Raw genomic sequence first — 26,092 nt, forward strand, 5'->3', positions numbered from 1 at the left:
GCGGTGCCGGGCGCAGGGCCGGGACCTCAGTGCGCCGGGGCCGGCGCCGAGCCGAGCACCCGGGTGAGCGCCGCGAGCAGCTCGGGGACGTCGTCGCGCGGCACGACCGCCTGCACGAGCGTGACCCGCTCGGGGTGGGCGTCGGCGTCGGCCAGTGCGGCGCGCAGCTCGCCGACCGTGCGGGCGTGCGACGCCGCAACGGTGTCCCCGCCACCCATCGCCCGGGCCAGCAGCGTCCAGTCCCACGCCGTGATGTCGTTGTAGGACTCGTCGGGTCCGTGGATCGCCCGCTCGACGGTGTAGCCGTCGTTGTCGACGACGACGATCACTGCCGGGATCCGCTCGCGGATCACCGTCGCGAGCTCGGTGGCGGTCATCTGCGCGGCGCCGTCCCCGACGAGCAGCACCCCGCGCCGGCCCGGGAGCGCCGTGCACGTGCCGAGCAGCGCCGGGACCGTGTAGCCGATCGACGCCCACAGCGGCTGGCCGACGAACGTCACGCCCTGCGGGAGCCGGTGCGGGGCCATGCCGTAGAAGCTCGTGCCCTGGTCGGCGAGCACGATGTCGCCGCTGCGCAGGAAGCCGCTGACCTCCTGCCAGAGGCTGGTCTGGCCGAGCGGCTCGTCGTCGGGCGCGGCCGCGGGGGCCGGCGTCGGGTCGGCCAGGGGCGCCGACGGGGCGGGCCCGGTGCGCCGCGCGGCGACCTCCTCGACGAGCGGGGTGAGGGCGGCCAGCGCGGTCGGCAGCTCGACCGGGGCGAAGGACGCCGCGCCGACCGTGACCGAGCGCGGCCCCACCTCGATGGTGCGGCTGCGGGTGATGTGCTGGGTGAACATGCCGCTGTCGAGGTCGGTGAAGGTCACGCCCGCGACCACGAGCACGGCGGCGTCCTCCACCGCGGCGCGGGTCGCCGGCGGGCTGGCGGCGCCGGTGTAGGTGCCGGCGAAGCGCGGCGCGCTCTCGTCGACCAGGCTCTTGGCCCACGGGGTGGTCGCGTGCGGCAGGGGGCCGGCGGCGAGCAGCCCGGCGAGCGTCCCGGCCGCCCCGAGACGGTGCACGGAGAGCCCGGCCAGCACGGCGACGTCGTCGGGCGTCGCGGCCGTGTCGAGCAGCCGGCGCGCGGCGTCGACGAAGCCGGCGAGCGCCTCGGGGTCGGTGGTGTCGACGGGCGGGGGCAGCGGCGTGGTGGCCCGCTCCGCGGGCGCGGCGGCGACGTCGGCGGGCACGACGAGGTAGCCGGGCAGGCGGCGGTCGCGGACCTCGCGCAGCACCCGGTCGATCTCGGCGACCGCGTCGTCGGGGGTCAGCGACGCGCGGGCGCAGGTGATGTCGGCGTGCATGGCCGTGAAGTGGCCGAAGACGCCGTCGCCGAGCGTGTGGTGCAGGGGCCGGTGCTGGGCCTGCTTGGTCAGGGCCGGCGCGCCGACGACGTGCACCACCGGGACGTGCTCGGCGTAGCTGCCGGCGATGGCGTTGATCGCGCTGAGCTCGCCGACGCCGAACGTCGTGCACAGCGCGGCGATCCCGCGCAGCCGGCCGTAGCCGTCCGCGGCGTAGCCGGCGTTGAGCTCGTTGGTGGTGCCGGTCCACCGCACGGTGGGGTGGTGGGTGACGTGGTCGAGCATCGCCAGGCTGTAGTCGCCGGGGACGCCGAAGATCCGGTCCACGCCCAGCTCGGCCAACCGGTCGACGAGGTGGTCGGCCACCGTGTAGTCGCTCATCGGAGAATCGGGCACGGTGCGAGGGTAGGGAGCTGTGTCGTCCGTGTCGTCGTCGTCGGCCGTGTCGGTGTCCGCGGAGGTCGCCCGCGCGGTGGCCGACGGCCGCCCCGTCGTCGCCCTCGAGTCCACGATCATCACCCACGGCCTGCCGCGGCCCCGCAACCTCGCGGCGGCCGCGGAGGCGGAGGCGCTCCTGCGCGACGCGGGGGTCGTGCCGGCGACCGTCGGCGTCGTGGGCGGGCGGGCGGTCGTGGGCCTGACCGGCGCCGAGCTCGAGCGGCTGGCGGCGGGGGAGCGCGTCGAGAAGGTGAGCGTGCGCGACCTGCCGGTCGTGGTGGCCCGCGGGGTCGACGGCGGCACGACGGTGGCCGCGACGGCGCTGCTCGCGCACCGGGCCGGCATCGGCGTGTTCGCGACGGGCGGGCTCGGTGGGGTGCACCGCGGCGCGGCGACGACGTTCGACGAGTCCGCCGACCTGGTCGCGCTCGCCGGCGTCCCGATCCTCGTGGTGTCGGCGGGCGTCAAGTCGATCCTCGACGTGCCCGCGACCCTCGAGCGTCTCGAGACCCTCAACGTCACCGTGCTCGGCTACCGCACCGACGCGTTCCCCGGCTTCTACGTGCGCGACGCCGGCGTGCCGGTCCCGGCGCGCGTCGAGGACGCGGCCGGTGCCGCGGCCGTCGTGCGGGCGCGTGACGCGCTCGGGCTGCGGTCGGCGGTGCTGCTGGCGAACCCGATCGCCGCGGAGGCCCAGCTCGACGTCGGGGAGCACCGGGCGGTGCTCGACGCCGCCCTCGCGCGGGCCGCGGAGCAGGGGATCGCCGGGCACGACACGACGCCGTTCCTGCTCGACCACGTCCACCGCGCCACGCAGGGCCGCAGTCTCGAGGTCAACCTCGCGGTGTACCGCGGCAACGTCGCCCTGGCCGGCGAGGTGGCCACCGCCCTCTCCGGGCCGCGACCGTGACGCGCGTCGGGCGGCCTGGGTGGATGCCGCGGCGGCGGGCCGGGCACGATGAGCGGCGACGAAGGGAGAAGCGGTGACCGGGCAGGGCAGCGGGGTCGGCAGCGAGGTCGACTGGGACGCCGAGCGCGAGGCCTTCGTGGCCGAGGACGCGAGCGCACGCGCCCGCGGCGACGACGGCTACCCGACGGCGGGCAGCGCCCCCCGGGGCGGCCCGCGCATCAGCCTGCTCGCCGAGGCGGTCGGCGAGCTCTCGCGCAGCCTGCTCGGCCCCGGCCTGCCGGGCGGGGTCAACGGCGTCCTCGAGCACGTCGTCGAGATCGGCGCCCGCGTCGTCGCCGGGGCGGACGTCGTCAGCGTCACGCTCGACCGCGGCGGCCGGGACGGCTACTCCACGCCGGCGTACTCCGACCCGCTGGCCGTCCGGCTCGACGAGGTGCAGTACGCGCAGGAAGAGGGGCCGTGCGTGCGGGCGCTCGCCGCCGGCGGGCTCGGCGTCGCGCAGAGCGACGACCTCGCGCACGACCCGGGCTTCCCGCGCTTCGGGCCGCGGGCCGCCGAGGAGGGCGCGCGCAGCGTCTTCGCGATCGGGCTCTTCCCGGTCGGCGAGAAGCGTCCGTTGCGGGGCGCGCTGAACTTCTACCGCCGCGACACCGGCGGCCTGGGGCGCGCCGACCGCGAGGCGGCGGTGCTGCTCGCCGCGCACGTGTCCACCGCGCTGGCCTACGTCACGGTCACCGAGGCGTCCGAGCTGCGGGACACCCAGTTCCAGACCGCGCTCGACTCGCGCGACGTCATCGGGCAGGCCAAGGGCATCCTCATGGAGCGTCGCGGCCTCTCCGCCGACCAGGCGTTCGACATCCTGCGGCGGGCGTCGCAGGACCTCAACGTCAAGCTGCGCGACGTCGCCGCCACGATCGCCGAGCGCCGCGCGGACCTCTGATCCCGGCGTGGGCGATGATCAGCGGGTGGACGACCAGGAGCCCGGTGGCCGTGCCCGGCGGTTCCGCGCCGCCCTCGGTGCCGCGGGGCGCCGGGCGCGCGAGCTGGACCGCTCGGACGGGCTGCGGACGGCGGTGCAGCGGGTCCGCCGCGCGCTGCCCGGCGACGCGCACTTCGGCGACCCGCTCACGCTGGGCGGGGCGCGGCACGCGGAGTTCGCGGGCCGCGCGGTCGTCGAGATCACCGGGGACCGCCCGGGCGTGACGCGCGAGGTCGGCCTCGGCGGGCTGCAGCTCTGGCAGGCACTGCTCGAGCGGTGCGGCGGCGGCGTCGGCGAGCGGGACGTGGTGCTGGTGTTCACCGACCTCGTGGAGTTCTCTCGCTGGGCCCTGGCGGCCGGGGACGCCGAGGTGCAGCGGGTCCTGCGCGACGTCAGCGAGGCGTGGGAGAAGCCGGTGACCGACCGCGGCGGCACCGTGGTCAAGCGTCTCGGCGACGGGATGATGGCCGCGCTCGCCGACCCGATCGGCGCGGTCGAGGCGGTGTTCGCGGCGCGGGACCGGCTGGCCGGCGTGCACGCCGGCGGCTGGACGCCCCGGATGCGGGCGGGCCTGCACGTCGGGCGCCCGCGCCGCGTGGGCGGCGACTACCTGGGCGTCGCGGTCAACACCGCCGCCCGCCTCGGTGACCGGGCGGGCGCCGACGAGGTCCTGGTCAGCGGCGACCTGCTCGCGCGCCTCGACGAGTCGGCCCTGCGGGTGCGCCGCAAGCGCTGGCACACCCGCCTCAAGGGTGTCCCCGACGACCTGCAGATCTTCTCGGTGGACCGGCCGTAGACGTCAGGCGAAGCCGTTGTCGTCGTGGCTGAGGGTCCGGCCGATTCCTTTCTGCAGCGAGGCCGTGGCGCTCCGTCGATGTCCGGAGAACGATGAGGATGTACAGTCCCGGCAGGTCCACCCAGGGGCCTGCGACCCGGGTCGCGCGTGCGCGACCTTCCTCGCGAACAGCAGAGGTGCGCTGTGTCGTTCGACCGAGACGTCGACCTCCACACCCTGGCCGGCCTGCGTCGCCGGGTGGAGGCCCTCACCGCCGACCGGGCCACCCGGCACCGCGACGACCTCGTCACCGGCGTCCTGCGGGCCGCCGTCGAGGCCGTCGACGGGGCCGACGGAGCGAGCCTGACCCGCACCGACCCCAACGCCGACGCGCCCGACCGCGCCACCGACGACGAGATCGCCGCCCTCGACGCCGTGCAGATCAGCGTCGGGCAGGGGCCGTGCATCGAGGCCGCCGACCACCCGCCGGAGTGCGGCCTGGTGGTGGCCGCCGACCTCGGGGGCGCCGACCACGACCGCTGGCCCGACTTCGCCGAGCACGCCGTGGCCGCCGGGTGCCGCTCGGTCCTCTCGCTGCGCCTCGGGGTCGAGGAGCGCCACCGCTCCTCGCTCAACCTCTACGGCCGGCGCCACCACGCCTTCGACGCCACCGCGCAGGTGGCCGCGCTGCTCTTCGGCGTGCCGGCGGCCCTCCTGCTGCACGGCGCCGACCACGCCGACGACCTCCAGCACGCCCTCGGTTCCCGCGACCTGATCGGGCAGGCCAAGGGCATCCTCGTCGAGCGGTTCGGCGTCCACGGCGACCACGCGTTCGCGATGCTCGTCGAGTCGTCGCAGAACGCCAACATGAAGCTGGTCGACGTCGCGCGGTGGCTCGTCGAGGAGACGGTGGCGAACCGATCGCACGAGGCGCCGACCACGTCGTAGGCCCCTCGGCGCGCCTCAGCGCCGCAGCGTCGCGCTGGGGGAGCGGCCGTAGCACTCGCGGTAGATCACCGAGAAGCGTCCCGGGTGGCCGAAGCCCCAGCGCGCGGCGATCGTCTCCACCCGGTCGCCCCGCGTCGGGTCGGCGGCGACGAGCTCGCGGTGGGCGCCGTCGAGCCGGACGCGCCGCAGGTACTCGAGCGGCGTCGTGTCGCGGTGGCGGCGGAACGCCAGCTGCAGCGAGCGCGCGCCGATCCGGGCGGCCGCGGCGATCTCGGTGAGACCGATGTCCTCCTGGGCGTGCCCGTCCATGAACTCGACCGCGCGGCGCACCGTGGCCGGCTCGGCCTGCCCGTCGTCCCGGGTGTCGGCGTCGGCCAGCGCGTCGAGGGCGGTGTTGGGGAACGTCGCGAGCAGCGCGACGGCGAGCCCGCGGACGGCGTTGGCGCGGACGAGCGCCTCGCCCATGAGGGTGTCCGAGGCGAGGACGTCGTCGTGGACCTGGGTGCTCAGGCGGCACCAGTAGTCGGCCAGCGCGGTCGAGACGGGCGCCGACGAGGTGAAGGCCACGGCCGCCGGGTCGAGCCCGGAGAGCTCGGCACCGACGCGCGCCACCTCGGCGTGCTCGAGAACGACGATCTGGGCGGTGCTGTCCTCCCAGCCCGCCTCGTAGGCCGACCAGGTCGGGGAGAGCTTGAGCGACCCGCCGACCTCCTGCCCGCCCGCGCGCACGGTGTAGGGACCACCGGAGAGTGTCTGGACGACCTGCAGGGTCGAGGGCGGCTCGACGCGCGTCTCGAACGTCGGGGAGTACCGCAGGCGACTGATCGACAGCGGCCCGCTGGAGGCGCGCTGGGTCCAGAACGCGAAGCCGTCGGCGGGTATGCGGGTCGGCCGGAAGTCCGTGTAGGTGACGCGGAGGTACTCCACGGCGGCCTCGGGGTCGCCCGTGGACCAGCGGTACCTCGTCACCGGCTCCGTCGCCACAGCGCCCGTCATCCCTCGTCCTCCTCTCGGTTGTGCGCAACCGAGTATGACCCACGCCGGTGAGGGCGTCACCCGGGGTCGGACGCCAGGTTTTCGATCACAGGGTAGAATCTTGGTCAGATGCCCTGTTTTCCGACCCGGGAGGGTCCCGCCGTGGCCTACCTCCTCCTCGCCCTCGCGATCCTCAGCGAGGTGGTGGCGACGGTGTCGCTCAAGCTGTCGGAGGGGTTCACGCGGCTCGTGCCGTCGGTGGTCGTGGTCGTCGGCTACCTCCTCGCCTTCGGCCTGCTCTCGCAGGCGCTGGCCCGCGGGCTCGGCATCGGGGTCGCCTACGGCCTGTGGGCCGCGGCCGGCGTGGCGCTCGTCGCGGTCGCCGGCACCGTGCTGCTCGGCGAGTCGCTGACGTGGGTGCAGGTCGGGGGCATCGCCCTGGTCATCACGGGTGTCCTCGCCCTCGAGCTCGGCGGGCGGAGCGCGGCGTGACGCGGGCCGGCACGACGCGGCGTCCGGTCCCCGCCGGCGACGGGCGCCGCCGCAAGGGCGACGCCCGGCGCCGGCAGCTGCGCGAGGCCACCATCGCCGTGATCTCCCGGGGTGGGGTCGCCGCCGTCACCCAGCGCGCCGTCGCCGCCGAGGCCCGGCTCACGCCCAGCCTCGTCAGCTACCACTTCCCGACCGTCGACGACCTGCTCTCGGCGACGCTCGCCGGCGTCAACGACAGCTACGTGGCGGCCCTGGAGCGGTGCGCGCGCGCCGCCGACCCCGTGGCCGCGCTCGCCGAGCTCGTGGCGACCTCCGCGCGCGGCCACGCGGTCGACGCGGAGTACGAGCTGTTCCTGCAGGCGGGGCGCCGCCCGGCGCTGCGCGCGGAGTGGGCGCGCTGGACCGGCGCGCTCGACGCGCTGCTGGCCCCGGTCGTCCCCGACGCCCGCCGGCGGGCCGGGGTCGGCGCCGCCGTCGACGGGCTCTTCCTGCGCTGCTGGTGCGACCCCGTGCCGTGGGGCGCCGCCGACGTCGAGGCCGTCCTGCGCCCGTTGCTGACCGCCGGGTGATCCAGAACCGGGTGATCCGCACCTGGTGCGCGGGTCGCCGGGGCCGCTACCGTCGGGCTCCCCGGGCGGCCGTGCCGGCCTCCCCGAGACGGGCGGGACCTCGATGAAGAAGCTCGCGGAGCTGCTGGTCTGCTTCCTGCACCCCGTCGCGGTGGTGCTGGTCTGGCTCAACCTGATCGTGCGCCCCGAGCTCAGCGGCACGGCGAAGATCGTGTGGGCGGTGCTGGCCCTGGTGCCGATCGTGCCCTTCGTCTACGTGCTCACCGGCGGTGAGCTGTGGGAGGGCAAGCCCAAGCCGACGGCGATCCGTTCCTGATCATCCGGCCTGGTCAGCGACCCCGTTCCGTCGTCCGGACGGGTCGTCGCCGCGGGTCGTGACGGGTACCGTCGGCCCGCCGTGGTCGAGCAGCGTGCCGCGGTGTGCCCACCGGCCCCGACCCCGCGACCCCGCCGTCGCGCAGGGAGCACGCCTTGCTCGACCACGCGCCGCTGTTCCCCGGCAGCGACCTCGCGGCCGCCCTCGGCTTCCCGCCCGCCGGCGACCCGCGCTGGACGGCGGTCGCCGACGGCGGCGCCGAGAGCGTCGAGATCAAGATCCTGCTGGCGCCCGGTGCCGACACGGCGGCGCTGCTCGCCGGGCCCCGCCCCGCCCGCGTGCGGCACCGGCGGCTGTACCTGCTCGACACCGACGACCTGGCCCTGGCCCGTACCGGAGTGCACCTGCGCCTGCGCGATCGCGGGCGCGACCGTTGGGACATCACGGTCCGCCTGCGCGGCGCCGGGTCCGCGGGCGAGGTGACGCCCGTCCCGGGCGCGCGGGTCGAGCTCGACATCCTGCCCGGCACGCTGTTCCACAGCACCCAGATCGTCGAGCGGGTGCCCGCGGAGCTCGCCGTCGCGTGCCGCGACGGCCGCGTCGCGCCGCACGAGCTGCTCACGGCGGCGCAGGCCGCCCTGCTCGCCGTCGGCACCGGCGGGATCGACGGCCCGCTGCGCGCGCACGGGCCGCTGCGCGTGGAGCGGGCCTCGGTCCCGCGGCCGCGCTGCCACCTCGCGCACGCCCGCCACGAGCGCGTCCGCTTCGCCGGGGGCCGGGTGCTCGAGGAGTTCTCGGCACGGTGCGCTCCGGGCGAGGCGGGGGTGGTCGCCGGCGCCGCGGCGCTGCTGCTCGCCGCCCACCGGCTGGCTCCGGCGGCGCGGCAGCGCACCAAGACCGCCGAGTGGACCGACGAGCTCCTCTCGCGGCGGCGGACGGCGGGGTGAGGGCCTACTCCGCGGGTCGCCAGCGCCGCAGCGCCTCGTAGACCAGCGCGCCGCCCGCGGCGGCGGGCAGGTCGACGACGCCGAGGACGAGGAGCGCCGCGCCGCCCAGGTAGGCGGGCGTGCGCGCGGGCAGCACGCGCTGGACGACCCGCGCGGCGTCGCCAGCGACCGCCACCACCGTGTCGGTGACGCCCCGGCCGTGGTCGTCGGTGGTCGGCGCCGGGACCGGACGGCTCGGCGCGGTGAGGCGCTCCGGCGGGCCGGCCGCCGGCACCCCCGGCTGCTCCGCGGGCGCGTCCGCGTGCTTCTTCTGCTTGCCGTCCTTCGCCATCCCGACGACGGTACGCCGATCGGGTAACGCCACGGTCGGTGTCAGGGGAGGCCGACGGCGCGGGCCCACGCGTCCGGTGCGGCGACCGGGCGGCCGTGCAGGCCGACCACGAGGGCCGGGCGCAGCGCGGCGAGCCGGCGCCGGGACGCGTCGGCGCCCGCGGGGTCCTGGTGCAGGCCGCGGGGCAGCGGCAGCCAGCGCGGCGCGCGCGGGTCGGCGGACACGTTGACCGGGCCGTCGCCGACGATCAGCACGCCGTCGTCCTCCCGCCACAGCGCGAGGGTGCCGGGGCTGTGGCCCGGCACGGCGAGCACGGCGAAGCCGCCGACGCGGTCGCCCTCGGCGAGGCGGCGCTCGACGGCCCGGCGCTCCCGGGCCAGGGGCGCGAGGACGAGCCGGCCGAGCGCGCCGGCGTGGGTGTCCAGCCGGCTCCCGCCCTCGAACAGCTCGGCGTCCGCCGCGCCCATTGCCAGCGGGGCGCCGGTGTGGCGACAGAGCCAGGCGCTCGCGCCGACGTGGTCGCCGTGGGCGTGGGTGACCGCGTGCTCGGCGATCTCGCGGCCCCGCAGCAGCGCGGCCAGCCGCCGTCCCGACCACGGCAGACCGGCGTCGACGGCGACGTCGCCCGCCGGGCCGTCGATGACGACGGTGTTCAGCAGCTCGCCGGGCACGAGGGCGCCGAGGTGCACGCCGTCGGCGACGGTGCGGAGACGGGCCGGCACGTCAGGTCCTCAGCACCGCGGTGACGACGCCGTCGCGCTCGGCCGCGGGCATCTCCCGTACGGACGCCGCGTCCTGGCCACCCGACCAGCTCACCCAGGTCCACACCCCCGAGCACGTTAGCGGAGCCGGGCCCGCCCGCGGGTGACCTCGGTCGCCGGCGCGGACCTGCTGCCAGGCGACGAACGAGAAGATCGCGACGACGAGGACCAGGACCAGGACGTCGAGGACCCGCCGTGCGGGTGAGCGCACCCAGGTGCGGACGCCGGACGGGGTCCCAGCGGTGTCGAGGCGGCGCGTGCTGTCGTCGTGTGCCGTCACGACCGTGAGTCTGTGGTCGGTCACGGCCCGTGCGGACAGGCCGCGCTGAGGGTGCTCTGTGGAAGCTCTGGCGGCCGTGGTCGGCCGCCGGGCCTTGGTTGTCGGTCGGGGTCGATCCAGTCCGGTGGGGTGAACCAGGGCCTTCCGTCGATCATGGTGATGGTCCAGTGGCCGTGGTGGACCAGCTGGTGGTGGAACCGGCACAGCAGGCACATGTTCTCCACGCACGTGTCCCCGCCGTCGAGCCAGTGATCGACGTGGTGGGCCTGGCAGCGCCGCGGCGGGCGGGTGCAACCGGGGAACGCGCACCCCCCGTCGCGCAGGTTCAGCGCGCGGCGGATCGCGTCGGGGGCGGTGCGCTGCTGGCGGCCCACGTCCAGCGGCTCGGAGCGTGACCCCAGCACCATGGGGATGATCCCGGCGTCGCAGGCCAGCCGCCGCACCGTCTGCGGGTGCACCAGCGCCCCCGAGTCCAGCACCCCGTGCCCCACCGCCTGCTGTAGCCACCGGTGGTCCATCGTCAGCGTCAGCAACACCCGCCCCGGCCCCGACGGCCCCGACGGACGTGAGGTCGGCTCGGCTCGGCGCGGCTGCGGGATCAGCGCCGGCTCGGGCTCGTCACCGGCCGCGGCGTCGTCGGCCGGCTCGCCGGCCGGGCTCGGGTCGGCGTTCTCGACGACCTCCTTCAACGCATCCGCACGGCGGCGTTCCAGGCTGCGGGTGTCCTCGGGGCCCAGCTCCTCGGCCAGCGGGTCGATGGCCCCGAGGAACACCTCGGCATCGGCCGGGTCGTGCAGGCTGCCCTTGAAGTCCAGCCGACCGTCGCGGCGGCGCACCACGTGCAGCTCGTCGCAGCGCTCCTCCCCCTCCGGCGGCGCCTCCCCGTCCGGATCCAGGTGGGCGACCAGCGCCTTGGCCAGGGCGGTGAGCCCGGCCGGGGACATCAGGCGGGCCTTCTCGGCCAGGAACCGATCCGCCTCCACCCCGTCCTCGACCGAGAGGTCACTGATGCGTTCGAGGCGCGCCATGGTCCGGCGGATGACCACGACATGCCCGGGCCCGATCGCGCCCGCCGCCACCGCGGCGGAAGTGCACGGGAACCGTGCCGGTAGCCGCTCGCCCTGCAACGAGCGACGCGCCACCAGGTCGCCCGCCTCGTCGAGCAGCCGCTTGGCCTCGGCGTGATCGACGTTCCAGTGCGCCTGCAACAACCGCACCGTGCCGCGGTCCCCGGTCGCCTCGGCCACCGCCGCCCGGTCCAGCTCGGCCACCAGCTCCAGACGCGCGTAGTAGTCGCGGCGCCGGGCGACCTCGGCGTCGCGGGCCCGGTCGAGCAGCTCCCGCTCCACCACCCCGACCCCGCGTTCGCTCATGTGTTCGATTCTAGAGCCGACCCCCGACAATGACGGGCCGGTCGAGGGCGATGCCGGGAGAGTCAGCGGGCCGTGCGGCGGACGACCAGCACCGTCGTCACGAGCAGGATGATCGTGCCCACCGACTCGACGACGAGGGTGGTCGGGGCGAGCTCGTAGTCGAGGCTCGACCGCAGCCCGAACAGCCCGACGGTCAGGGCGAGCACCAGCGAGAGCAGCGTGCCGGCGAGGAACAGCAGCCCGAGGACGGCCGCCACGGCGAGCAGGCGCCCGCGGGTGAGCAGGACGGCGAGGGCCAGCACGAGCCCGCCGATCGCGTTGAGGACGAACAGCACGCCGAGCACGCCGCCGGTGCTGGTCAGCGCCAGGTAGAGGTGGATGCCGCCCATCGCGAGCAGGGCGAGGGCGCTGAGGACCTGCCAGATCATCGTGGAGCGCGACCCACCGCGGGCGATCCGCACCGTGGGCGCGTCACCCGGTCCGAGGGGTCCCGCCGTCGACGCCATGGCGGCCACCCTGCCCGAGCCCGGGCGACCGGTCGGTGGCGTTTGCGTCTCGTTTCGCCCCACGCGCGTCAGCGGTCCCGGTCGTCCCCCTGCTGCTGGCGCGAGCGGGCGAACAGGGCGCCGCCGAGGGGGATGAGCAGGAAGAAGACCCAGGCGTGCGCGATCGGCACCGTGAAGAACAGGATCAGCGCGATGATCGGGAGCGCGCCGCTGATGGCCGGGCCGTAGCGCGCGAGGAAGCCGGGCTCGCGCGGCGCGGGGTTGCCCGCGGGCGACACGGCCGGGCGGCGGCCGTCGGGTGCCGCGCTGTCGGCCGTCGGGTGCGGGGCGGGGAGGTCGGCGAAGAGCGGGTCGAGGTCCTCGGCCGTACGGGCCTCGGTGACGCGTGCGCTGCGCTCGCCGTACTCCTCGGGGTCGAGGCGGCCGGCCTCGAGGTGGGCGTCGAGGGCCTTCATCGCCGCCTCGCGCTCGGCGGTGCCGATGCGGGGCGACGGATGCTGCGGCGGCGGTGGGGTTGCCGGCTCGGTCACCCCGACATCATGGGACCCCCGCGCCGCGCGGTCTACGGTCGCGGCGTGCTCTCGCCCCGGCTCGCGGCGATGGTGGACGCCCTGCCGCTGGCGCCCGGGATGCGGGTGCTGGAGATCGGCTGCGGGCCCGGCGCCGCGGCCCGCGCCGTCGCCGTCCGCGTCGACCCCGGCCACGTGCTGGCGATCGACCGGTCCGCCACGGCGGTGCGGCAGGCGACCGCCGCCGGCGCCACCGAGATCGCGGCGGGCCGGCTGCGCGTGCGCCGGGTCGCGGTGGAGGAGCTGGCGCTCGAGCCCGGTGAGGGGCCCTACGACCTCGCCTTCGCCGTGCGCGTCGGGGTGCTCGACGGGCGGCACCCGGCGCTCGAGCAGCGCGCGCTCGCCCGGATCGCCGCCGCCCTCCGCGCGGGTGGCCGGCTCGTCGTCGACGGCCGCGAGGTGCCCCTGCCGCGCGGGTGATCGTGGCGGATTTCCTGACACCCAGCGTCAGCGTGGACGCCACGCTGACACACCCCGTGCGTCAGGAGGGGTCAGGAGGAGGCGCCGTGGCGGCCGGCGCCGGCGGCGAAGCGGGTGGCGCCCGCAACCGTGTCGGCCATCAGCGACACCTGCCCGTGCGCGAACTCCCGGGTCAGGGCCGCGTCCTCGTCGAGGCCCTCCTGGTCGAGCACCGAGGCCCGGTCCTCGCGCAGGCACGTCTGCGGGAACGCCGCGAGCGCCTCGGCGAGCTCGAGGCTCGCGTCCAGGGCCGTCCCCGCGGGCACGACGCGGTTGGCCAGGCCCATCGCCAGGGCCTCGTCGGCGGCGACGGGGCGGCCGGTGAGGACGAGGTCCATCGCCCGGCTGCGGCCGATCAGCCGCGGCAGGCGCACGGTGCCGCCGTCGATCAGCGGCACGCCCCAGCGCCGGCAGAACACCCCGAACACCGCGGTCTCGTCGGCCACCCGCAGGTCCGCCCACAGCGCCAGCTCCAGCCCGCCGGCGACGGCGTACCCGTGCACGGAGGCGATCACCGGCTTGCCCAGCCGCAGCCGCGTCGGGCCCATCGGGCCGTCGCCGTCGGGCTCGACGCGGTTGCCGTCGCCGCTGCTCACGGCGGCCAGGTCGGCGCCCGCGCAGAACGACGGGCCCTCGCCACGCAGGATCGCCACGGCCGCGTCGTCGTCGGTGTCGAACGCCCGGAACGCGTCCGCGAGGCGCTCCGCGGTGGCGCGGTCGACGGCGTTGCGCTTCTCCGGACGGTTCAGCGCGACGATCGTGACGGGGCCGCGGCGCTCCACGAGAACGGTGTCCACGGCGGCGATCCTGCTCGACTACTGCCGCTGGGAGATACCCGCCAGGCACCACTGCCCGTCGTTCACGGCCAGGATGAGGTCGGCGGGCAGGGTCTGGGTGCGGCCGCCCGCGCTCGCGGACAGGTCGATCGGCGCCGTGGCCTGCGTGTCCAGCTGCATCCGGGCCGGGCCGGCGGTGCGGACGTTCGTGATGAGCCCGAGCAGGTCCGGCGGGAACGGGTTGGCCGTCCCGCCCTGCTGGTTGCGGCACGACGCGGCCTCGATCGCACCCGCGTCCTTCAGCGCGAGCGCGGTCGTGACCTCGTTCGCGGTGTCGTCGGGCGACCCGGGCTTCACCGCCCAGCCGGGCACGATCAGCGTCGTCACCGCCAGCGCCGCCACCGCGAGGACGGCCACCACCCCGAGGGTGATCGTCAGCGCCCACGACGGCCGGCGGCGCTCGTCCTCGTCCTCGTCCTCCAGGTCGTCGACGTCGTCGTCGAGGTCGTCGTCGGTCGACGCGACGGCCGTCTCCTCATCGGGGTCGGACGCGGGGTCGGATGCGGGGTCGGTCCCGGCGTCGGTCCCCGTGTCGGACCCGGTCGGGGTCTCCTCGGCGCCGTCCTCCCAGTCGGCGAGGTCCACGGCCGTGCCCGTGCGCTCGTCGTCGCGCGTGCTTGCGCCCGAGGTCGCGGGCTCGTCCCGCTCGGTGTCGCCCGTGCCGGACATCAGTGCCTCACCCACTCCACGACGCTTCACCGGGCGCCGACGCCGCCACTCACCTGCCCTGCACGGTGCCCCATCGCTCCCGCGGGGCCCGCACCCGGGGTGGTCGGACCCCCGTGGGCGTCGGTGAGCAGCGCCTCGACGGCCTGCTCGACCAGCCCGGCGGCCGCGTCGAGCTTCCAGCCGTTGCGCGGCAGCGGGTGGGCGTGGGCGTCCAGCTCGCGGTCGACGAGCCGCCGCACGCCGGCGACGGTCGGGCGGGTGCCGCGCAGCGCGTCCTCGACCGCGGTGAGCCGCCACGGCGTCGGTGCGAGGGCGCCGAGCACGATCCGCACGTCGTCCCACGTGCCGTCCGCGCCCACCGACGCCGTCACCGCGGCCGCGGCCGTCGCGAAGTCGCCGGTGTAGAGGCCCAGCTTCGTGTACGCACCCCGGCGGGCGGCCGGCAGCGGCACGGCGAGCGCCTCGACGATCTCGTCGTCGCGCAGCACCGTCTCGCCGGGCCCGGTGTAGAACGCCGACGCCGCCACGGTCCGGCGGCTCCCGTCGGCGCGGGCGAGGGTCAGCACCGCGTCGAGCGCCGGCAGGACGTTGCCGACGTCGGACGGCGTGACGGCCTGGCAGCGGTGGGCGTCCACGGCGGCGTGCTGGAAGCGGTGGTCGCCGAGGATCGCGTAGCAGGGGCTGGTGGCGCCGTTGCGCTTGTAGCAGTCGAACCCGTTGCGGAAGAACCAGCAGCGCTTGGCCTGCACGAGGTTGCCGGCGACCGTCGCGGTGTTGCGGATCTGCGGCGACGCGATCGAGCGCACCGCCGTCGCCAACTCAGGCGGCGTCGCCGGGTGCCGGGCCAGTTCGGCGAGCGTGACGGCGCCGCCGACGTGCAGCGTCCCGTCGCGGACCTCGAGGCGCCGCAGTTCGGGCAGGGTCCCCACGGCCACGAGGACCGGGGCCGGCCGGGCCTGGCGCGGGCGGTCGGGGAGCACGTCGGTGCCCCCGCCCAGCGCCGCGGCCTCGGGGGACGCCAGCGCGGCCAGGGCCTCGGGCAGGTCGGCCGGGACGTGCACCGACGGGGCCGGTGCGGGCGCGTGGGACCGCGCCCGGCGGGCGGCACCGAGCCGCGTGCCCCACCGGTCGAGGACGTGGTGCAGCCCGCGCGGGTACGCCGCGCGGACCGCCGCGATCCACCACCGCGACGGCCGCCGCCAGATCCCGTGGCGGCGCCGCCGGCCCTCCTGCTCGGCGAGCGCGGTCACCACCTTGTCCGGCGTGATCGGCAGCTCGCGGATCCGCACGCCCACCGCGTCGGCGACCGCGTTGGCCACCGCCGCGCCCGGCGGCACGATCGACATCTCGCCGACCGACTTCGCGCCGTACGGGCCGGCCGCCTCGTGGTTGTCCACGACGTGCGCCCGCACCGACGGCACGTCGGCGTTGCGCGGCATCGCGTAGTGCAGGTAGGTCGAGTTGACGACGCGCCCGCCCTCGCGCACGAGGTCCTCGCCCAGCGCGGCGCCCAGCCCCATCACCGCGCCGCCGACGATCTGGCCCTCGACCGCGGTCGGGTTGATGGCGCGGCCGACGTCGTGGGCGGCGAGGTAGTCGACGACCCGCACCTGCCCGGTGCGCCGGTCGACGTCGACGACGGCGCCGTGCGCGGCGAAGGCGTAGCTGGGGGAGAGGTTGGCGCGGTCCTTCCCGGGCGTGAGCATCTCGGTGCCGTCGACGCGGTAGGTGGTCTCGTGGGTGAGGGCGCCGTCGACGGCCTCGCCGGAGAGGTCGACGAGGTCGCCCAGCTCGACGTCCCCGAGGTCCGATCGGGCCCGGCCGCCGGACAGCGCCACGTCCCCGGGGGCGGCACCGAGCTTGTCCGCGGCGTGGCGGCGCAGGCGGTCGGCGAACTCGCGGGCGGCCTTGCCCACCGACGACCCCGTCATGTGCGTCCCGCGCGACGACCACGCGCCGAGCTCGAACGGCGTGCGGTCGCTGTCCATCGACAGCACCTCGACGTCGGCGAGGTCGACGCCCAGCTCGTCGGCGGCGATCTGCGCGAGGACGGTGTTCTGGCCGGTCCCGGCGTCGGCACCGCCGTGGCGCACGCGGACGTGCCCGTCACCGAAGAGGTCGACGGCGGCGTCGCTGCGGTCGGCGTGCTCGTAGGCGTAGGCGCCGCTGCCGTGCGCGCCGGCGGCGACGCCGTAGCCCCGCGCCACCGGACCGCCCGACGGCCGCGGTCCAGCGGCATCACGAGCAGGCCAGTCCAGCCCCTCCCGCACCGCGACGAGGCAGTCGCCGAGACGGTTGGTGCCCACCCGGTAGCCGCAGAGCGTCTCGGCGTGCTCGGGCGCGAGGTTGCGCAGGCGCAGCTCCAGGGGGTCGATCCCGAGGCGCGCGGCGATCTCGTCGAGCTGCGACTCCATCGCCAGCGACACCTGCGGCGTGCCGTACCCGCGGAACTGCCCGCCGGGCTGGGTCGCGGTGTCGACGAGCCGCGCGGTGACCTCGACGCCGTCGGGCCGGTACATCGACCCGAGCGTGATCATGCCGACGCGCATGACCGAGCTGCCCATGTGGTTGTACGACCCGTTGTCGACGTCGATCTCGGCGTCGAGCGCGCGCAGCACCCCGTCGGCGTCGGCGTGGCTGAGCAGCCGGGTCGCGAAGCGGTGCCGGGGCTTGGTCGAGGCGAACTCCTCCTCACGCGACAGCGCCAGCAGCACCGGGCGCCCGGCCGCGCGGGACAGCGCCGCGGCCAGCACCTCGTGCTCCGAGGCCTTCGACTTGCTGCCGAACCCGCCGCCGGTCGCCACCTCCCGGATGACGACGTCGTCGTGCGCCAGCCCGAGCAGCTGGCTGACCTCCTTGGCGATGAACCACGGCGCCTGCGTCGAGGTCCACAGCTCGACGCGGCCGTGCTCGGCGTCGTAGGCGGCGAGCGTCGTGTTCGGCTCCATCACCGCGTGCGACACGCTCGGGTAGGCGAACGCCCCCTCGACGGTGACGGTGGACGCCGCGCGCCCGGCCGCCGGGTCGCCCCAGACGGTGTCCACCCGCATCGCGACGTTGGGCTCGTCGGTGGTGCGCACGTGCAGGGTGGGGGCGCCGGCCGCGCGGGCCCGGTCGGTGGTCAGTGGCGCGGGGAGCGGGCGGTAGCGCACCCGGATCGCGCGCAGCGCCGCGGCCGCCTGCTCCGGGGTCTCGGCCGCGACCGCGGCGACCTCCTGCCCCACGTGGCGCACCACGTCGCGCGCCAGGGGCGGGCGGTCCGACAGCGGCCCGCCGCGGTGCACGTAGAGCGCGTCGGGCGCGAAGTCGGCGGCCGTGACGACCGCGTGCACGCCCGGCATCCGGCGCGCCCGCGCGGTGTCGACCGCGACGACCCGGGCGTGGGCGTGCGGCGAGCGCAGCACGCGCCCGACGAGGTGGTCGCCCGGGAGGTCGGCGGTGAAGAGCGTGCGCCCGGCGCTGCGGTCGTCCCAGTCGATCGGGCGGACGCGGCGACCCACCCAGCTCACGAGGACGCCCCCTCGCGGGCCGACGCCACCGCGCACACCGACGTGACGATCGCCTGGTAGCCGGTGCAGCGGCACAGGTTCCCGGAGAGCTCGTGGCGCACGTGCTCCCGCTGCTCCTCCTCGCCCGGTGGCAGCCCGTCGCGCAGCAGCGCCGTCGCGTGGACGACCTGGCCCGGCGTGCAGAAGCCGCACTGGAACGCGCCGGTGTCGGCGAACGCGGCGCGCAGGTCGGCGCTCTCGTCCGCCAGGCCCTCGACGGTCTCCACCGGCTCGCGCACCAGCACCGCCGGCGTCGTGCACGCCATCGTCGGGCGGCCCCCGACGAGCACGGTGCACGCGCCGCACTCGCCGCGCCCGCACGCGATCTTGGTGCCGGTGCGGCCGAGGCGGTCGCGCAGGACGTCGGCGAGCAGGGGCGTGCCGGACGTCGGGACGGTGACGGTCTCGCCGTCGACGACCAGGGTGTGGTGGGTCATGGCTCGCCTCCTGCTCAGGACGATAGGGCGGTCGGGAGGGGAGATCCGGCCGCTGTGAGATCACGGACGCTCGCGACGTCGTCGAGCGCGGACCACCCCGCGAGGTGCCGGCCGGCCCGGGCGAGCAGGGCGTCGTCGTCGAGGGGCTCGGGCGCGAGGCACGACGCGGTGGCGACGGTGCGCCCGTCGCGCTCGACGGTGACGTGCGCGCCCCACCGCGCGGGGAACGCCGCGTCGAGGTCGGCGGCGGACCCGACGCGCACGGCCACGGCGGGCGCGGTGACGCGGCCCGTCGCGACGTCGCGGTACCAGCCGGGGTCGGCCGCGCGCCCGGCCGCGTGCCCGCGCGCGGCGACGACGGCGCTGGCGGCGGTGCCGATCTGGTCCGCGGGGGCGGGGTCGTCGACGACGAAGTGCCCGGCCGCGGCGGGCAGGGCGACGGTGACGGCGTCGCCGTCGCGCACCTCGACGCCCGCGAGCGCCGCCAGCGCGGCCTGCAGCGGCCGGGCGCACGGCCAGGTCTTGGTGGCGACGGCGGCGAGGTGCGGCGCCCCGGCCGGGGACGCCGGGTGCGGCGCGTGTCCGAGCAGGGCCGCGAGGGGCCCGTCGAGCAGGGTCGTCGACACCGTGAGGCCGGCCCGGGCGGACAGCGCGGCGCGCAGTCCGGCGCGGGCGGCAGTGCCGGCGAGCAGGTAGTGGCCGTGGCCGAGGACGTCGGCGGACAGGAACCCGCCGAGCCCGGTGGACGCCAGCGCGAGGGCCGCGGTGGTGGCCTCGTCGTCGAGGCCGAGCAGGACGGCCGCGGTCGCGGCCGCCGCGAGCGGGCCGAAGACCGCGGTGGGCCACAGCCCGCGGGCGTAGAGGTCGGGGCCGCCGCCGCGCAGGCTCGCCTCGATGCCCGCCTCGTGGCCGGCGACCACGGCGCGGGCGAGCAGCTCCCCGCCCGCGTCGCGGTCGATCCCCAGCGCCACCGCCGTCGGCACGACGACCGCGCCGGCCGCCAGCGCCGCCGGGCCGTGCAGCGGGTCGAGCTCGTCGAGGTGGGCGAGCGTCGCCGCCACCTCGACCGCGTCGTCGAGCCGGTACGTCCCGGGCACGCCGGGGACGGCGATCCCCGACGCGTCGGTGGGCACGAGCGGCAGCCACGTCCGCGCCAGCGGGTGGGTCGCGCCGGACGCCACGCAGCCGAGCACGTCGACGACCTGCCGGCCGGCGAGGCGACGGGTCGCCGCGTCGGCGTCGCGCGCCGCCGCCCGCGCTCGGGCGGCGACCTCGCCCAGCACCGTCACCGCGCGCGCACCGCGGGCAGCACGTCGCGGGCGACGTCGGCGAGCAGGCGCTCGGGCAGGTCGTACGACCCGACGTGCTGCAGGAACACCCCGTCGACCCCGGCCGCGGCCAGCTCGCCGAGCCGCGCGTCGATCTCCTTCGCGCTCCCGAACAGGCAGAACTCGCGGGCGAAGCGCACCACGGCCTCGTCGCTGACGTACGCGTCGCAGACGCGCACCGCGGCGTCCCAGTCCTCGGCGTGCACGAGGTCGGGGTAGACGCCCTCGATCCGCTCCGGCGCCGCCACCTCGATCCCGGCCGCCGCCATCGCCGCGCCGCCGCCGTTGCGTGCGATCTCCGTGCAGATCGGCTTGAGCTCCCGCGCGTCGTGCTCGACGTCGTCGGTGACCCGGCAGAACGCGGACACGGTGATCGGCACCGGCTCCCGGCCCGCGGCCTGCGCGCCCTCGGCGACCCGGGCCGTCGCGAAGGCCAGGGGGCCGGGCGCGACACCGGAGAGCAGGATCGCGCCGTCGGCCGTCTCGCCGGCCAGCCGCAGGTTCCGGGGGCCGCTGGCCGCGAGGTGCAGCGGCACGTCCAGCGGGTCCCGCAGGCGCGACCTGACGGTCTCGATGGGTCGAGCTCCGCTCCGCTCCGTCTCCCCGCCGTGGAAGTCGACCTCGTCCCCCGCCAGCAACGCCCGGATCGTCGCCATGCCCTCGCGCAGCACCCGGCCCGTCGACGGCGCCATCCCGACCGGCCCGACCGAGCTGTTGCCCACGCCGAGGCCGAGCACGAACCGGCCCGGCGCGATCTCGCCGACCGTGCGCGCGGCCGACGCGACCACCGCGGGGTGCCGCGTCGCGACGTTGGTGACGGCCGTGCCCAGCCCGACCCGCTCCGTGCCCGCCGCCACCGCCGCGGTCACGGCGAAGACGTCGCGCCAGAGCAGCTGGGAGTCGGGGAACCACAGCTGGTCGAGCCCCGCCGCCTCGGCCTCGCGGGCGAACGCCACGAGGTCGGGGATCGGCGCGCACGGCGGGATGCGCAGGCCCACCTTCACGAGAGGAAGGTCAGCGCGAGGTCGTCGAACCGGGCGCTGTGCTCGTGCTGCGGCCAGTGCCCGCACTCACCGACGATCTCCAGCTTGGCGCCGGGGATCGACTCCTGCATGCGGTGCGCCTCGGGGACGTCGCCGAAGGGGTTCTGCGCGCCCCACACGATCAGCGTCGGGGCCTCGATCCGGGCCATCTGCTCGGCCGTCAGCAGGTCCTCCGTGCGGTTCTCCATCTGCTGCAGGCACAGCAGGTGGTCGATGCCGGCGACGAAGGACGGGCGGTGGTAGATCGCGTGCCGGACGTCGACGAGCTCGTCGGTGACGTTCGCCGGGTCGTGCATGAGCAGCTCGAGGCGCTGGCGCGTCAGGGCCCGGTCGTCGGTCTCGACCGCGCGCCGGGTGCTGGTGCGGATGCGCTCCATGACCTCGGGGTTGGCGACGGTGCCGCCGGGCGCGACGAGCACCAGGCGCCCGACCCGCTCGGGGTGGTCGGCGGCCAGGCGTCCCGCCACCCACCCGCCGAGCGACTCGCCCACGAGGTGCGCCCGCGCGACACCGCGCCCGTCGAGGTAGGCCAGCACGTGCTCGACGTAGCGCGGGATGCGCAGGTCGCCGCCGGGGTTGTCGGTGTAGCCGTGGCCCAGCATGTCCAGCGCGTGCACGGTGAAGCGCCGCGCGAACGCCGGGATGTTGCGGACGAACGCCTCGAGGTGCCCGCTCGTGCCGTGCAGCATGACCACGTGTTCCGGTCCGGAGCCGGCCCGCAGCGCGCGGGTGCGGGCGCCGCCGACGGGCTCGTGGGTGATCGAGAAGTCGACCTCGGCGAGGTCGGTCCAGAGGGTCATCGCGCGGCCTCCAGGGTGCCGGTGCTGCGGGGGGTGGGAGTCGTGCCGGCGGGCGTCATGATGCTGACGCCCATGCCGGTGAGCCAGGGGCCGACGGCGGCGTAGGCCGCGGTCGTCGCGTGCGGCGGGCCGTCGGGTCCGGTGAGGGCGGCGTGCACGGCGAGCCAGGAGCGCAGCTCGTGGGCGCCGTTGCCGGCCTCGCGCTCGAGCTCGTCGTCGGTCATCGCGAGGACCGGCGACACGTCGCCGTCGGCGAGCATCGCCAGGAACCGGGCATCGAACTCGCTGTTGATGTCCGGCTCGGCCGCCCGGATGATCTGCCGGCGCCGCACCTCGTACTCGCCCCACGACGTGCGGCCGTGGAGCCAGGCCTCGACGAGGAAGCGGTCGTCGTCCGACAGCGCGGCGAACCACTTGGGCCACGGCAGCCGGTGCGACAGCCCGCCCGACGCGACGAGCGCGACCCGCAGGTCACGGCCGTCGCCGCGGACCGCGTCGCCGATCGTCGCGCCGAGCCGGTGGACGCGGGCCAGCGGCGGCAGCGGCGGGGCGAACATGTTGACCACCACCGGCACGATCGGCACGTCCAGGGACGGCACGAGGTGCTGCAGCGAGTGCGTGATGCCGTGGTCGACGGTCAGGCGCAGCGAGAACGCGGGGTCGAAGCCGTCGCCGACCATGCCGTCGACGAGGCGCCGCGCCAGGTCGGTCTCGACGGGCAGCGGCCCGCCGGGCGTCCCGGCCTCGCCGGCGCCGAGGACCTCGCCGACGCCGACCGTCACCGCGGGCATGAGGTCGAGGAACATGCCGCGGAAGTGGTTCGAGCCCACGACCACCACGGCGTCCGGCCGCGCGGCCGCGAGCGCGTCGCGGGCGGCGGCGAGGCCGTCGCGGAAGCGGTGGGCCTCGGGCAGGTGGTCGACCTCGGCCCAGTGGGTGTTCATCAGGGTGCTGTGCGAGGCACCGATGCCGAGCACGATCTCGCTCACGGGGTGGTCCTCTCTCGCGTGCACAGCGACACGGCCGTGTGCACGAGGTGCCGGGCCAGGCGCAGGGCCTCCCGGATGTCGACGACGTTCATCCCGGCCGGGAAGTCCAGCGGGATCGGCGCGTCGGGGCCGATGCGGTCCATGCCGATCCGCGCCGTGGGCAGGCCCCGGGCCCGCAGGATGTTGGCGTCGGTGGCGCCGCTGTTCGCGACGATCGGGGCGTGCGGGCGACCCTCCAGCTCCTCCCACGCCGCGATCGCCGCGGCCACCACGGGCGCGTCCTGCGGCGTGTGGGTGCCGGGGATGGCGAGGGTCATCTCCCAGTCGACGTCGATCTCGGGGTGCTCGGCGGTGATGGCGGCGATGGCCGCGCCGAACTCGCGGCGCACGTCGGCCGGGGTGGAGCGGGGACTGGTGCGCAGGTCGACGGTGAGGCGGCACAGCGCCGGCGTCGCCGACGCCAGCCGCGGCCACCCGCCCTCGACCGACGCGACGATGCCCTGCGGCGCCACCAGCCCGTCGGTGTGCCGCGCGCTGTACTGCGGGAACCAGCGCTCGAGCGCGTCGATGACGGTCGCGGCGTGGGCGATCGGGTTGCGGTAGGGCATGCGGTGCCGCGAGCCGACGTAGGAGAACGCGCCGTGCACCCGCACCTCGAACCAGCACAGGCCGACCTCCTCCCACGCGACCGCCCAGCCCGGCTTGGCGATCACCGCGTGGTCGGCCCACACGCCCTGCTCGAGCAGGAACGAGGCGCCGACGCCCTGACCGGTGTTGCGCCGCGTCAGGCCCCGCGCGTCGCGGCCGTTCGTGGGCATCCCGCCCGCGCCGAGCCCGACGAGCAGGTCGCCGCGCAGCGGGACGCCGGCGGCGGCGATCGCCTCGGCCGCGGCGACCACGGCGGCGCCGTGCCCCTTGGGGTTGCTCGCGCCCAGGCCGAGCACGTGGTCGCCGTGCACCTGCGCCCGCGGCCGCATGTCGGCGCGGAGCTCGGGCCCGATCCACGGGACGTCCTCGGCCGGGTCGCCGACGGTGAACGTGTCGATCGGCGCGTAGAGCAGCAGGCTCTCGCCGGAGCCGTCGCCGGCGAGGCGGCCGTGGGCGTTGGCCTGGCGCTCGTCGAGGGGCTGGGCGCGTCCGGCGAGCCCGGCGGCGTCGAGCTGGCCGGCGAGCCACTCGGCCAGCGGGCGCTCCTCGCCGGTGGGGCTCGGGTGCTCGACCATGCCGACGACCAGCTCGGTCAGCCGTGCGGCGTCGAGACGGGCGCAGGCGTCGTCGACCCAGGCGCGCTGCTGCGCGGTGAGGGTGGACGGCAGCGGCGGCGCGCTCATCGGACCGGGTGCACGACGCGGACGGTGGTGCGGCGGCCGAGCTTCGCGAGCACGCCGGTGCGGGCGGCGGTGGCGGTCACGGCCGTGGCGGCGGCGACGGCGCCGAGGGCGGCGAGGGTGCGCATCATCAGGTCCTCAGGTGGGCGTCGACGAGCGCGGCGACGGCGTCGGGGCGCTCGGACTGCGGGTGGTGGGCGGTGGCGTGCAGGACGGTGAGATCGGCGCGCGGGAGCGCGTCGGCGAGGGCGGCGGCGTAGGCGGGGCCGGCGAACGGGTCGTGGCGGCCCCACACGAGGTGCACCGGGGCCGTGACGTGGGCGAGCCGGTCGCCGAGGTCCTCGGGGACACCCGGCGCGCCGGCCGCCGCGCGGTCGGCGCGGAACCGGGCCTCGACCAGCGCGTCGGGGACCCGGTCGCCGTCCCACCACTCCGCGCCGGCGATCAGCCGCCGCATCCGCGTGGCGTCGGGACGGCCGTCGCCGGCGTAGGCGTCGCGTAGCCGGGTGCCGAGACCGGTGTCGAGCAGACCGGCCACGCCGTTCGGGGTGGCCGTCGGCGTGCTGCCGACGAGCACGAGGCGCCCGAACCGTGCGGGCTCCTCGCTCGCCACGAGCAGCGCGACCGATCCGCCGTAGGACTGGGCGAGCACGTCGGCACGGTCGACGCCGAGGCCGTCGAGCAGGGCGAGCAGCGCCCGGGCCGCGGCGGTGAGCCGGGGGCCGGGGGCGGCGGCGGAGCGGCCGTAGCCGGGCAGGTCGGCCCACAGCCAGGCCCGGTCCGGGCGGGCGGCCATGACCGCGGCGAAGTCGCTCGCCGCGTGGCAGCCCGGTCCGCCCCCGTGCAGCACGAGCGTCACCGGCCCGCCCACGACCCCGCGCCGGCCGTGGGAGAGCAGGGCGGTCTCAGTGGCCACGGCGCGCCACCGTCTGCACCACCACGTCGCTGTCCTCCACGTGCTTGCGCCACGCGGTCAGCGACAGGTCGGGGCGGTAGAGCCGCTCCGGCGGGGAGTCCATGACGTCGACCATCCAGGCGTCCTGGGCGGTGAACTGCCCGTGGAAGAGCCACCGGATCGCCGCCAGGTACTTCGCCCCGAACAGCGCGGCCTTCCAGCCCGTCTCGAAGCGGACCATCAGCTGCACGTAGCGCACGTGGTCGGCGTCCACCGGGACGTACCACTCGTAGTGGATGAACTGCGGGTAGGCGACGCGCAGGATGCCGGGCAGCCGGATGCTGACGAAGCCCGGCAGGTCCAGGGCGGCGATGACGGGGTTGGCGTCGCCGTTCCTGCCGGGCCGGTCGGGCAGCGGCATCCGCTTCCACCAGCGCCTGTTGCTGAAGGTCCCGACGCCGGGGAACTCGGCCTCCCAGTGCACCTCGTCCTGCACGCGGATGAGCCAGCCGTCACGCTCGACGATGCGCGTCCTGTTCCAGGTCGGCATGACCTTGAACAGCCGCCACAGCGCCGTGTTGTGCAGGTACTTGGCGTGGCCCTCGTCGAAGCCGTTCTCGGCAGCGAAGCGCCAGTTGCCGTCGCGGATCTCGTTGCGGCCGCCGAGCACCAGGGTGTTCTGCGTCAGCTCGGCCGGGATGTCGTCCTCGACCGGCGGCGGCGTGCCGTCCGCGCGCAGCTCGCCGATGTACACGAAGACCAGCCTGAGGCGCTCCTCGACGGGGTAGGTCGCGACCGACACCTTGCCGCAGATGGGGGAGTCGGGGCCGTCGGTGATGACGGCGGCCAGGCGGCCGTCGGCGAGGTCGTAGGTCCAGCCGTGGTACGGGCAGGAGATCGTGCCCGGGAACTGCCGCCGGCCCAGCGACAGCGGCACGCCGCGGTGGGGGCAGCGGTCGTGGAGGCCCCGGATCGCGCCGGTGCGGTCGTCGCGGACGAGCACGATCTTCTCGCCGCAGATGGTCACGGGCACGGGCTTGCGACCGACCTCGTGCGCCCAGACCGCGGGGTACCAGTGGTCGCGGAACCCCAGCTCGGCGCGGTCGTAGGTGCTCCAGTTCGACCAGTCGGACCCGGCCTGCACCGGGGGACCGGGCTCGGTCGGCTCGGCGCGCGGGACGTAGCGCCGCGACAGGCGCGGGCGGCGCGGGGCGATCTCGTCGGGCGTGGTGGTCACGGGTTCTCCTGGGT

At 76.5% G+C, this 26,092-nt stretch carries 29 protein-coding genes; 9 read left to right on the forward strand and 20 right to left on the reverse strand.

Going from position 1 to position 26,092, the window contains the following annotated elements; all coding sequences use genetic code 11:
* Positions 1 to 26: 26 nt before the first annotated feature.
* Positions 27 to 1,736 (reverse strand): alpha-keto acid decarboxylase family protein, encoded by a 1,710-nt coding sequence (locus tag ABD994_RS05390; protein ID WP_345411484.1) that lies wholly within the window; start codon positions 1,734 to 1,736, stop codon positions 27 to 29.
* Between the two features lie 28 nt (positions 1,737 to 1,764).
* Between ABD994_RS05390 and ABD994_RS05395 the strand changes: the two genes are divergently transcribed.
* The 4 genes from ABD994_RS05395 to ABD994_RS05410 all read left to right on the forward strand — a co-directional run bounded on the left by ABD994_RS05395 (position 1,765) and on the right by ABD994_RS05410 (position 5,390).
* Positions 1,765 to 2,688, forward strand: coding sequence for a pseudouridine-5'-phosphate glycosidase (locus ABD994_RS05395; protein WP_345411486.1), 924 nt, complete (start codon positions 1,765 to 1,767; stop codon positions 2,686 to 2,688).
* A 73-nt stretch (positions 2,689 to 2,761) separates the two neighbouring features.
* A complete protein-coding gene (locus tag ABD994_RS05400) occupies positions 2,762 to 3,628 on the forward strand; it encodes a GAF and ANTAR domain-containing protein (RefSeq protein WP_345411488.1) in 867 nt (288 codons plus the stop codon).
* A 25-nt stretch (positions 3,629 to 3,653) separates the two neighbouring features.
* Entirely contained in the window at positions 3,654 to 4,463 is an 810-nt protein-coding gene (locus ABD994_RS05405) for an adenylate/guanylate cyclase domain-containing protein (RefSeq protein WP_345411490.1), read from the forward strand.
* Between the two features lie 183 nt (positions 4,464 to 4,646).
* Complete coding sequence (locus ABD994_RS05410; RefSeq protein WP_345411491.1) at positions 4,647 to 5,390, forward strand: ANTAR domain-containing protein; 744 nt, start codon at positions 4,647 to 4,649, stop codon at positions 5,388 to 5,390.
* 15 nt (positions 5,391 to 5,405) lie between these two features.
* On the opposite strand, the gene ABD994_RS05415 is transcribed toward ABD994_RS05410, so the two are convergent.
* Positions 5,406 to 6,386, reverse strand: coding sequence for an AraC family transcriptional regulator (locus ABD994_RS05415; protein WP_345411493.1), 981 nt, complete (start codon positions 6,384 to 6,386; stop codon positions 5,406 to 5,408).
* A gap of 141 nt (positions 6,387 to 6,527) precedes the next feature.
* Between ABD994_RS05415 and ABD994_RS05420 the strand changes: the two genes are divergently transcribed.
* The 4 genes from ABD994_RS05420 (at position 6,528) to ABD994_RS05435 (ending at position 8,689) form a co-directional block, all read left to right on the forward strand.
* Positions 6,528 to 6,857, forward strand: a complete 330-nt coding sequence (locus ABD994_RS05420) for a DMT family transporter (RefSeq protein WP_345411495.1) — start codon at positions 6,528 to 6,530, stop codon at positions 6,855 to 6,857.
* Positions 6,854 to 7,426, forward strand: a complete 573-nt coding sequence (locus ABD994_RS05425; RefSeq protein WP_345411497.1) for a TetR/AcrR family transcriptional regulator — start codon at positions 6,854 to 6,856, stop codon at positions 7,424 to 7,426. The genes ABD994_RS05420 and ABD994_RS05425 overlap by 4 nt, the downstream gene beginning before the upstream one ends.
* A gap of 103 nt (positions 7,427 to 7,529) precedes the next feature.
* Positions 7,530 to 7,742, forward strand: a complete 213-nt coding sequence (locus ABD994_RS05430) for a hypothetical protein (protein ID WP_345411499.1) — start codon at positions 7,530 to 7,532, stop codon at positions 7,740 to 7,742.
* Positions 7,743 to 7,846: 104 nt separating this feature from the next.
* Positions 7,847 to 8,689: a hypothetical protein gene (locus tag ABD994_RS05435; protein WP_345411501.1), complete on the forward strand. Its 843-nt coding sequence runs from the start codon at positions 7,847 to 7,849 to the stop codon at positions 8,687 to 8,689.
* Between the two features lie 4 nt (positions 8,690 to 8,693).
* On the opposite strand, the gene ABD994_RS05440 is transcribed toward ABD994_RS05435, so the two are convergent.
* The 6 genes from ABD994_RS05440 to ABD994_RS05465 all read right to left on the reverse strand — a co-directional run bounded on the left by ABD994_RS05440 (position 8,694) and on the right by ABD994_RS05465 (position 12,470).
* Positions 8,694 to 9,020 carry a hypothetical protein gene (locus tag ABD994_RS05440; protein ID WP_345411503.1) on the reverse strand — a complete coding sequence of 109 codons (327 nt, stop codon included), beginning with the start codon at positions 9,018 to 9,020 and terminating at the stop codon, positions 8,694 to 8,696.
* A 41-nt stretch (positions 9,021 to 9,061) separates the two neighbouring features.
* Positions 9,062 to 9,742, reverse strand: a complete 681-nt coding sequence (locus ABD994_RS05445) for an MBL fold metallo-hydrolase (RefSeq protein WP_345411505.1) — start codon at positions 9,740 to 9,742, stop codon at positions 9,062 to 9,064.
* Between the two features lies 1 nt (position 9,743).
* Entirely contained in the window at positions 9,744 to 10,061 is a 318-nt protein-coding gene (locus ABD994_RS05450) for a hypothetical protein (RefSeq protein ID WP_345411507.1), read from the reverse strand.
* A gap of 20 nt (positions 10,062 to 10,081) precedes the next feature.
* A complete protein-coding gene (locus ABD994_RS05455) occupies positions 10,082 to 11,434 on the reverse strand; it encodes an HNH endonuclease signature motif containing protein (RefSeq protein WP_345411509.1) in 1,353 nt (450 codons plus the stop codon).
* A gap of 62 nt (positions 11,435 to 11,496) precedes the next feature.
* The gene (locus ABD994_RS05460) at positions 11,497 to 11,940 is read right to left on the reverse strand and encodes a hypothetical protein (RefSeq protein WP_345411511.1); all 444 of its coding nucleotides are present in this window, start codon (positions 11,938 to 11,940) and stop codon (positions 11,497 to 11,499) included.
* A 68-nt stretch (positions 11,941 to 12,008) separates the two neighbouring features.
* Complete coding sequence (locus tag ABD994_RS05465; protein ID WP_345411513.1) at positions 12,009 to 12,470, reverse strand: DUF1707 SHOCT-like domain-containing protein; 462 nt, start codon at positions 12,468 to 12,470, stop codon at positions 12,009 to 12,011.
* Between the two features lie 45 nt (positions 12,471 to 12,515).
* On the opposite strand from ABD994_RS05465, the gene ABD994_RS05470 reads away from it, so the two are divergent.
* Positions 12,516 to 12,929 (forward strand): SAM-dependent methyltransferase, encoded by a 414-nt coding sequence (locus tag ABD994_RS05470; RefSeq protein ID WP_345411515.1) that lies wholly within the window; start codon positions 12,516 to 12,518, stop codon positions 12,927 to 12,929.
* Positions 12,930 to 13,000: 71 nt separating this feature from the next.
* On the opposite strand, the gene ABD994_RS05475 is transcribed toward ABD994_RS05470, so the two are convergent.
* Genes ABD994_RS05475 through ABD994_RS05530 form a run of 12 tightly spaced genes read right to left on the reverse strand, consistent with a single transcriptional unit; the run spans position 13,001 to position 26,078 of the window.
* Positions 13,001 to 13,765 carry a crotonase/enoyl-CoA hydratase family protein gene (locus tag ABD994_RS05475; RefSeq protein WP_345411517.1) on the reverse strand — a complete coding sequence of 255 codons (765 nt, stop codon included), beginning with the start codon at positions 13,763 to 13,765 and terminating at the stop codon, positions 13,001 to 13,003.
* Positions 13,766 to 13,783: 18 nt separating this feature from the next.
* Positions 13,784 to 14,488 carry a hypothetical protein gene (locus ABD994_RS05480; protein ID WP_345411519.1) on the reverse strand — a complete coding sequence of 235 codons (705 nt, stop codon included), beginning with the start codon at positions 14,486 to 14,488 and terminating at the stop codon, positions 13,784 to 13,786.
* 11 nt (positions 14,489 to 14,499) lie between these two features.
* Positions 14,500 to 17,982 carry a molybdopterin cofactor-binding domain-containing protein gene (locus tag ABD994_RS05485; protein ID WP_345411521.1) on the reverse strand — a complete coding sequence of 1,161 codons (3,483 nt, stop codon included), beginning with the start codon at positions 17,980 to 17,982 and terminating at the stop codon, positions 14,500 to 14,502.
* On the reverse strand, positions 17,979 to 18,458 hold the full coding sequence (locus ABD994_RS05490) for a (2Fe-2S)-binding protein (RefSeq protein ID WP_345411523.1): 480 nt from the start codon (positions 18,456 to 18,458) through the stop codon (positions 17,979 to 17,981). Before ABD994_RS05490 ends, ABD994_RS05485 begins: the two co-directional genes overlap by 4 nt.
* A gap of 14 nt (positions 18,459 to 18,472) precedes the next feature.
* Positions 18,473 to 19,747, reverse strand: a complete 1,275-nt coding sequence (locus ABD994_RS05495) for an MmgE/PrpD family protein (RefSeq protein WP_345411525.1) — start codon at positions 19,745 to 19,747, stop codon at positions 18,473 to 18,475.
* Complete coding sequence (locus ABD994_RS05500) at positions 19,744 to 20,790, reverse strand: LLM class flavin-dependent oxidoreductase (RefSeq protein ID WP_345411527.1); 1,047 nt, start codon at positions 20,788 to 20,790, stop codon at positions 19,744 to 19,746. Before ABD994_RS05500 ends, ABD994_RS05495 begins: the two co-directional genes overlap by 4 nt.
* Complete coding sequence (locus ABD994_RS05505; RefSeq protein ID WP_345411529.1) at positions 20,787 to 21,629, reverse strand: alpha/beta fold hydrolase; 843 nt, start codon at positions 21,627 to 21,629, stop codon at positions 20,787 to 20,789. Before ABD994_RS05505 ends, ABD994_RS05500 begins: the two co-directional genes overlap by 4 nt.
* A complete protein-coding gene (locus ABD994_RS05510; protein WP_345411531.1) occupies positions 21,626 to 22,618 on the reverse strand; it encodes a DODA-type extradiol aromatic ring-opening family dioxygenase in 993 nt (330 codons plus the stop codon). The genes ABD994_RS05505 and ABD994_RS05510 overlap by 4 nt, the downstream gene beginning before the upstream one ends.
* Positions 22,615 to 23,949 carry a M20/M25/M40 family metallo-hydrolase gene (locus ABD994_RS05515; protein WP_345411533.1) on the reverse strand — a complete coding sequence of 445 codons (1,335 nt, stop codon included), beginning with the start codon at positions 23,947 to 23,949 and terminating at the stop codon, positions 22,615 to 22,617. The genes ABD994_RS05510 and ABD994_RS05515 overlap by 4 nt, the downstream gene beginning before the upstream one ends.
* Positions 23,946 to 24,077 (reverse strand): hypothetical protein, encoded by a 132-nt coding sequence (locus ABD994_RS05520; protein ID WP_345411535.1) that lies wholly within the window; start codon positions 24,075 to 24,077, stop codon positions 23,946 to 23,948. The genes ABD994_RS05515 and ABD994_RS05520 overlap by 4 nt, the downstream gene beginning before the upstream one ends.
* Positions 24,077 to 24,862 (reverse strand): alpha/beta fold hydrolase, encoded by a 786-nt coding sequence (locus ABD994_RS05525; RefSeq protein WP_345411537.1) that lies wholly within the window; start codon positions 24,860 to 24,862, stop codon positions 24,077 to 24,079. The genes ABD994_RS05520 and ABD994_RS05525 overlap by 1 nt, the downstream gene beginning before the upstream one ends.
* On the reverse strand, positions 24,852 to 26,078 hold the full coding sequence (locus ABD994_RS05530) for a Rieske 2Fe-2S domain-containing protein (RefSeq protein WP_345411539.1): 1,227 nt from the start codon (positions 26,076 to 26,078) through the stop codon (positions 24,852 to 24,854). The genes ABD994_RS05525 and ABD994_RS05530 overlap by 11 nt, the downstream gene beginning before the upstream one ends.
* Positions 26,079 to 26,092 lie beyond the last annotated feature (14 nt).

The organism is Actinomycetospora chlora, from assembly GCF_039542135.1.
Taxonomy (GTDB): Bacteria; Actinomycetota; Actinomycetes; order Mycobacteriales; family Pseudonocardiaceae; genus Actinomycetospora; species Actinomycetospora chlora.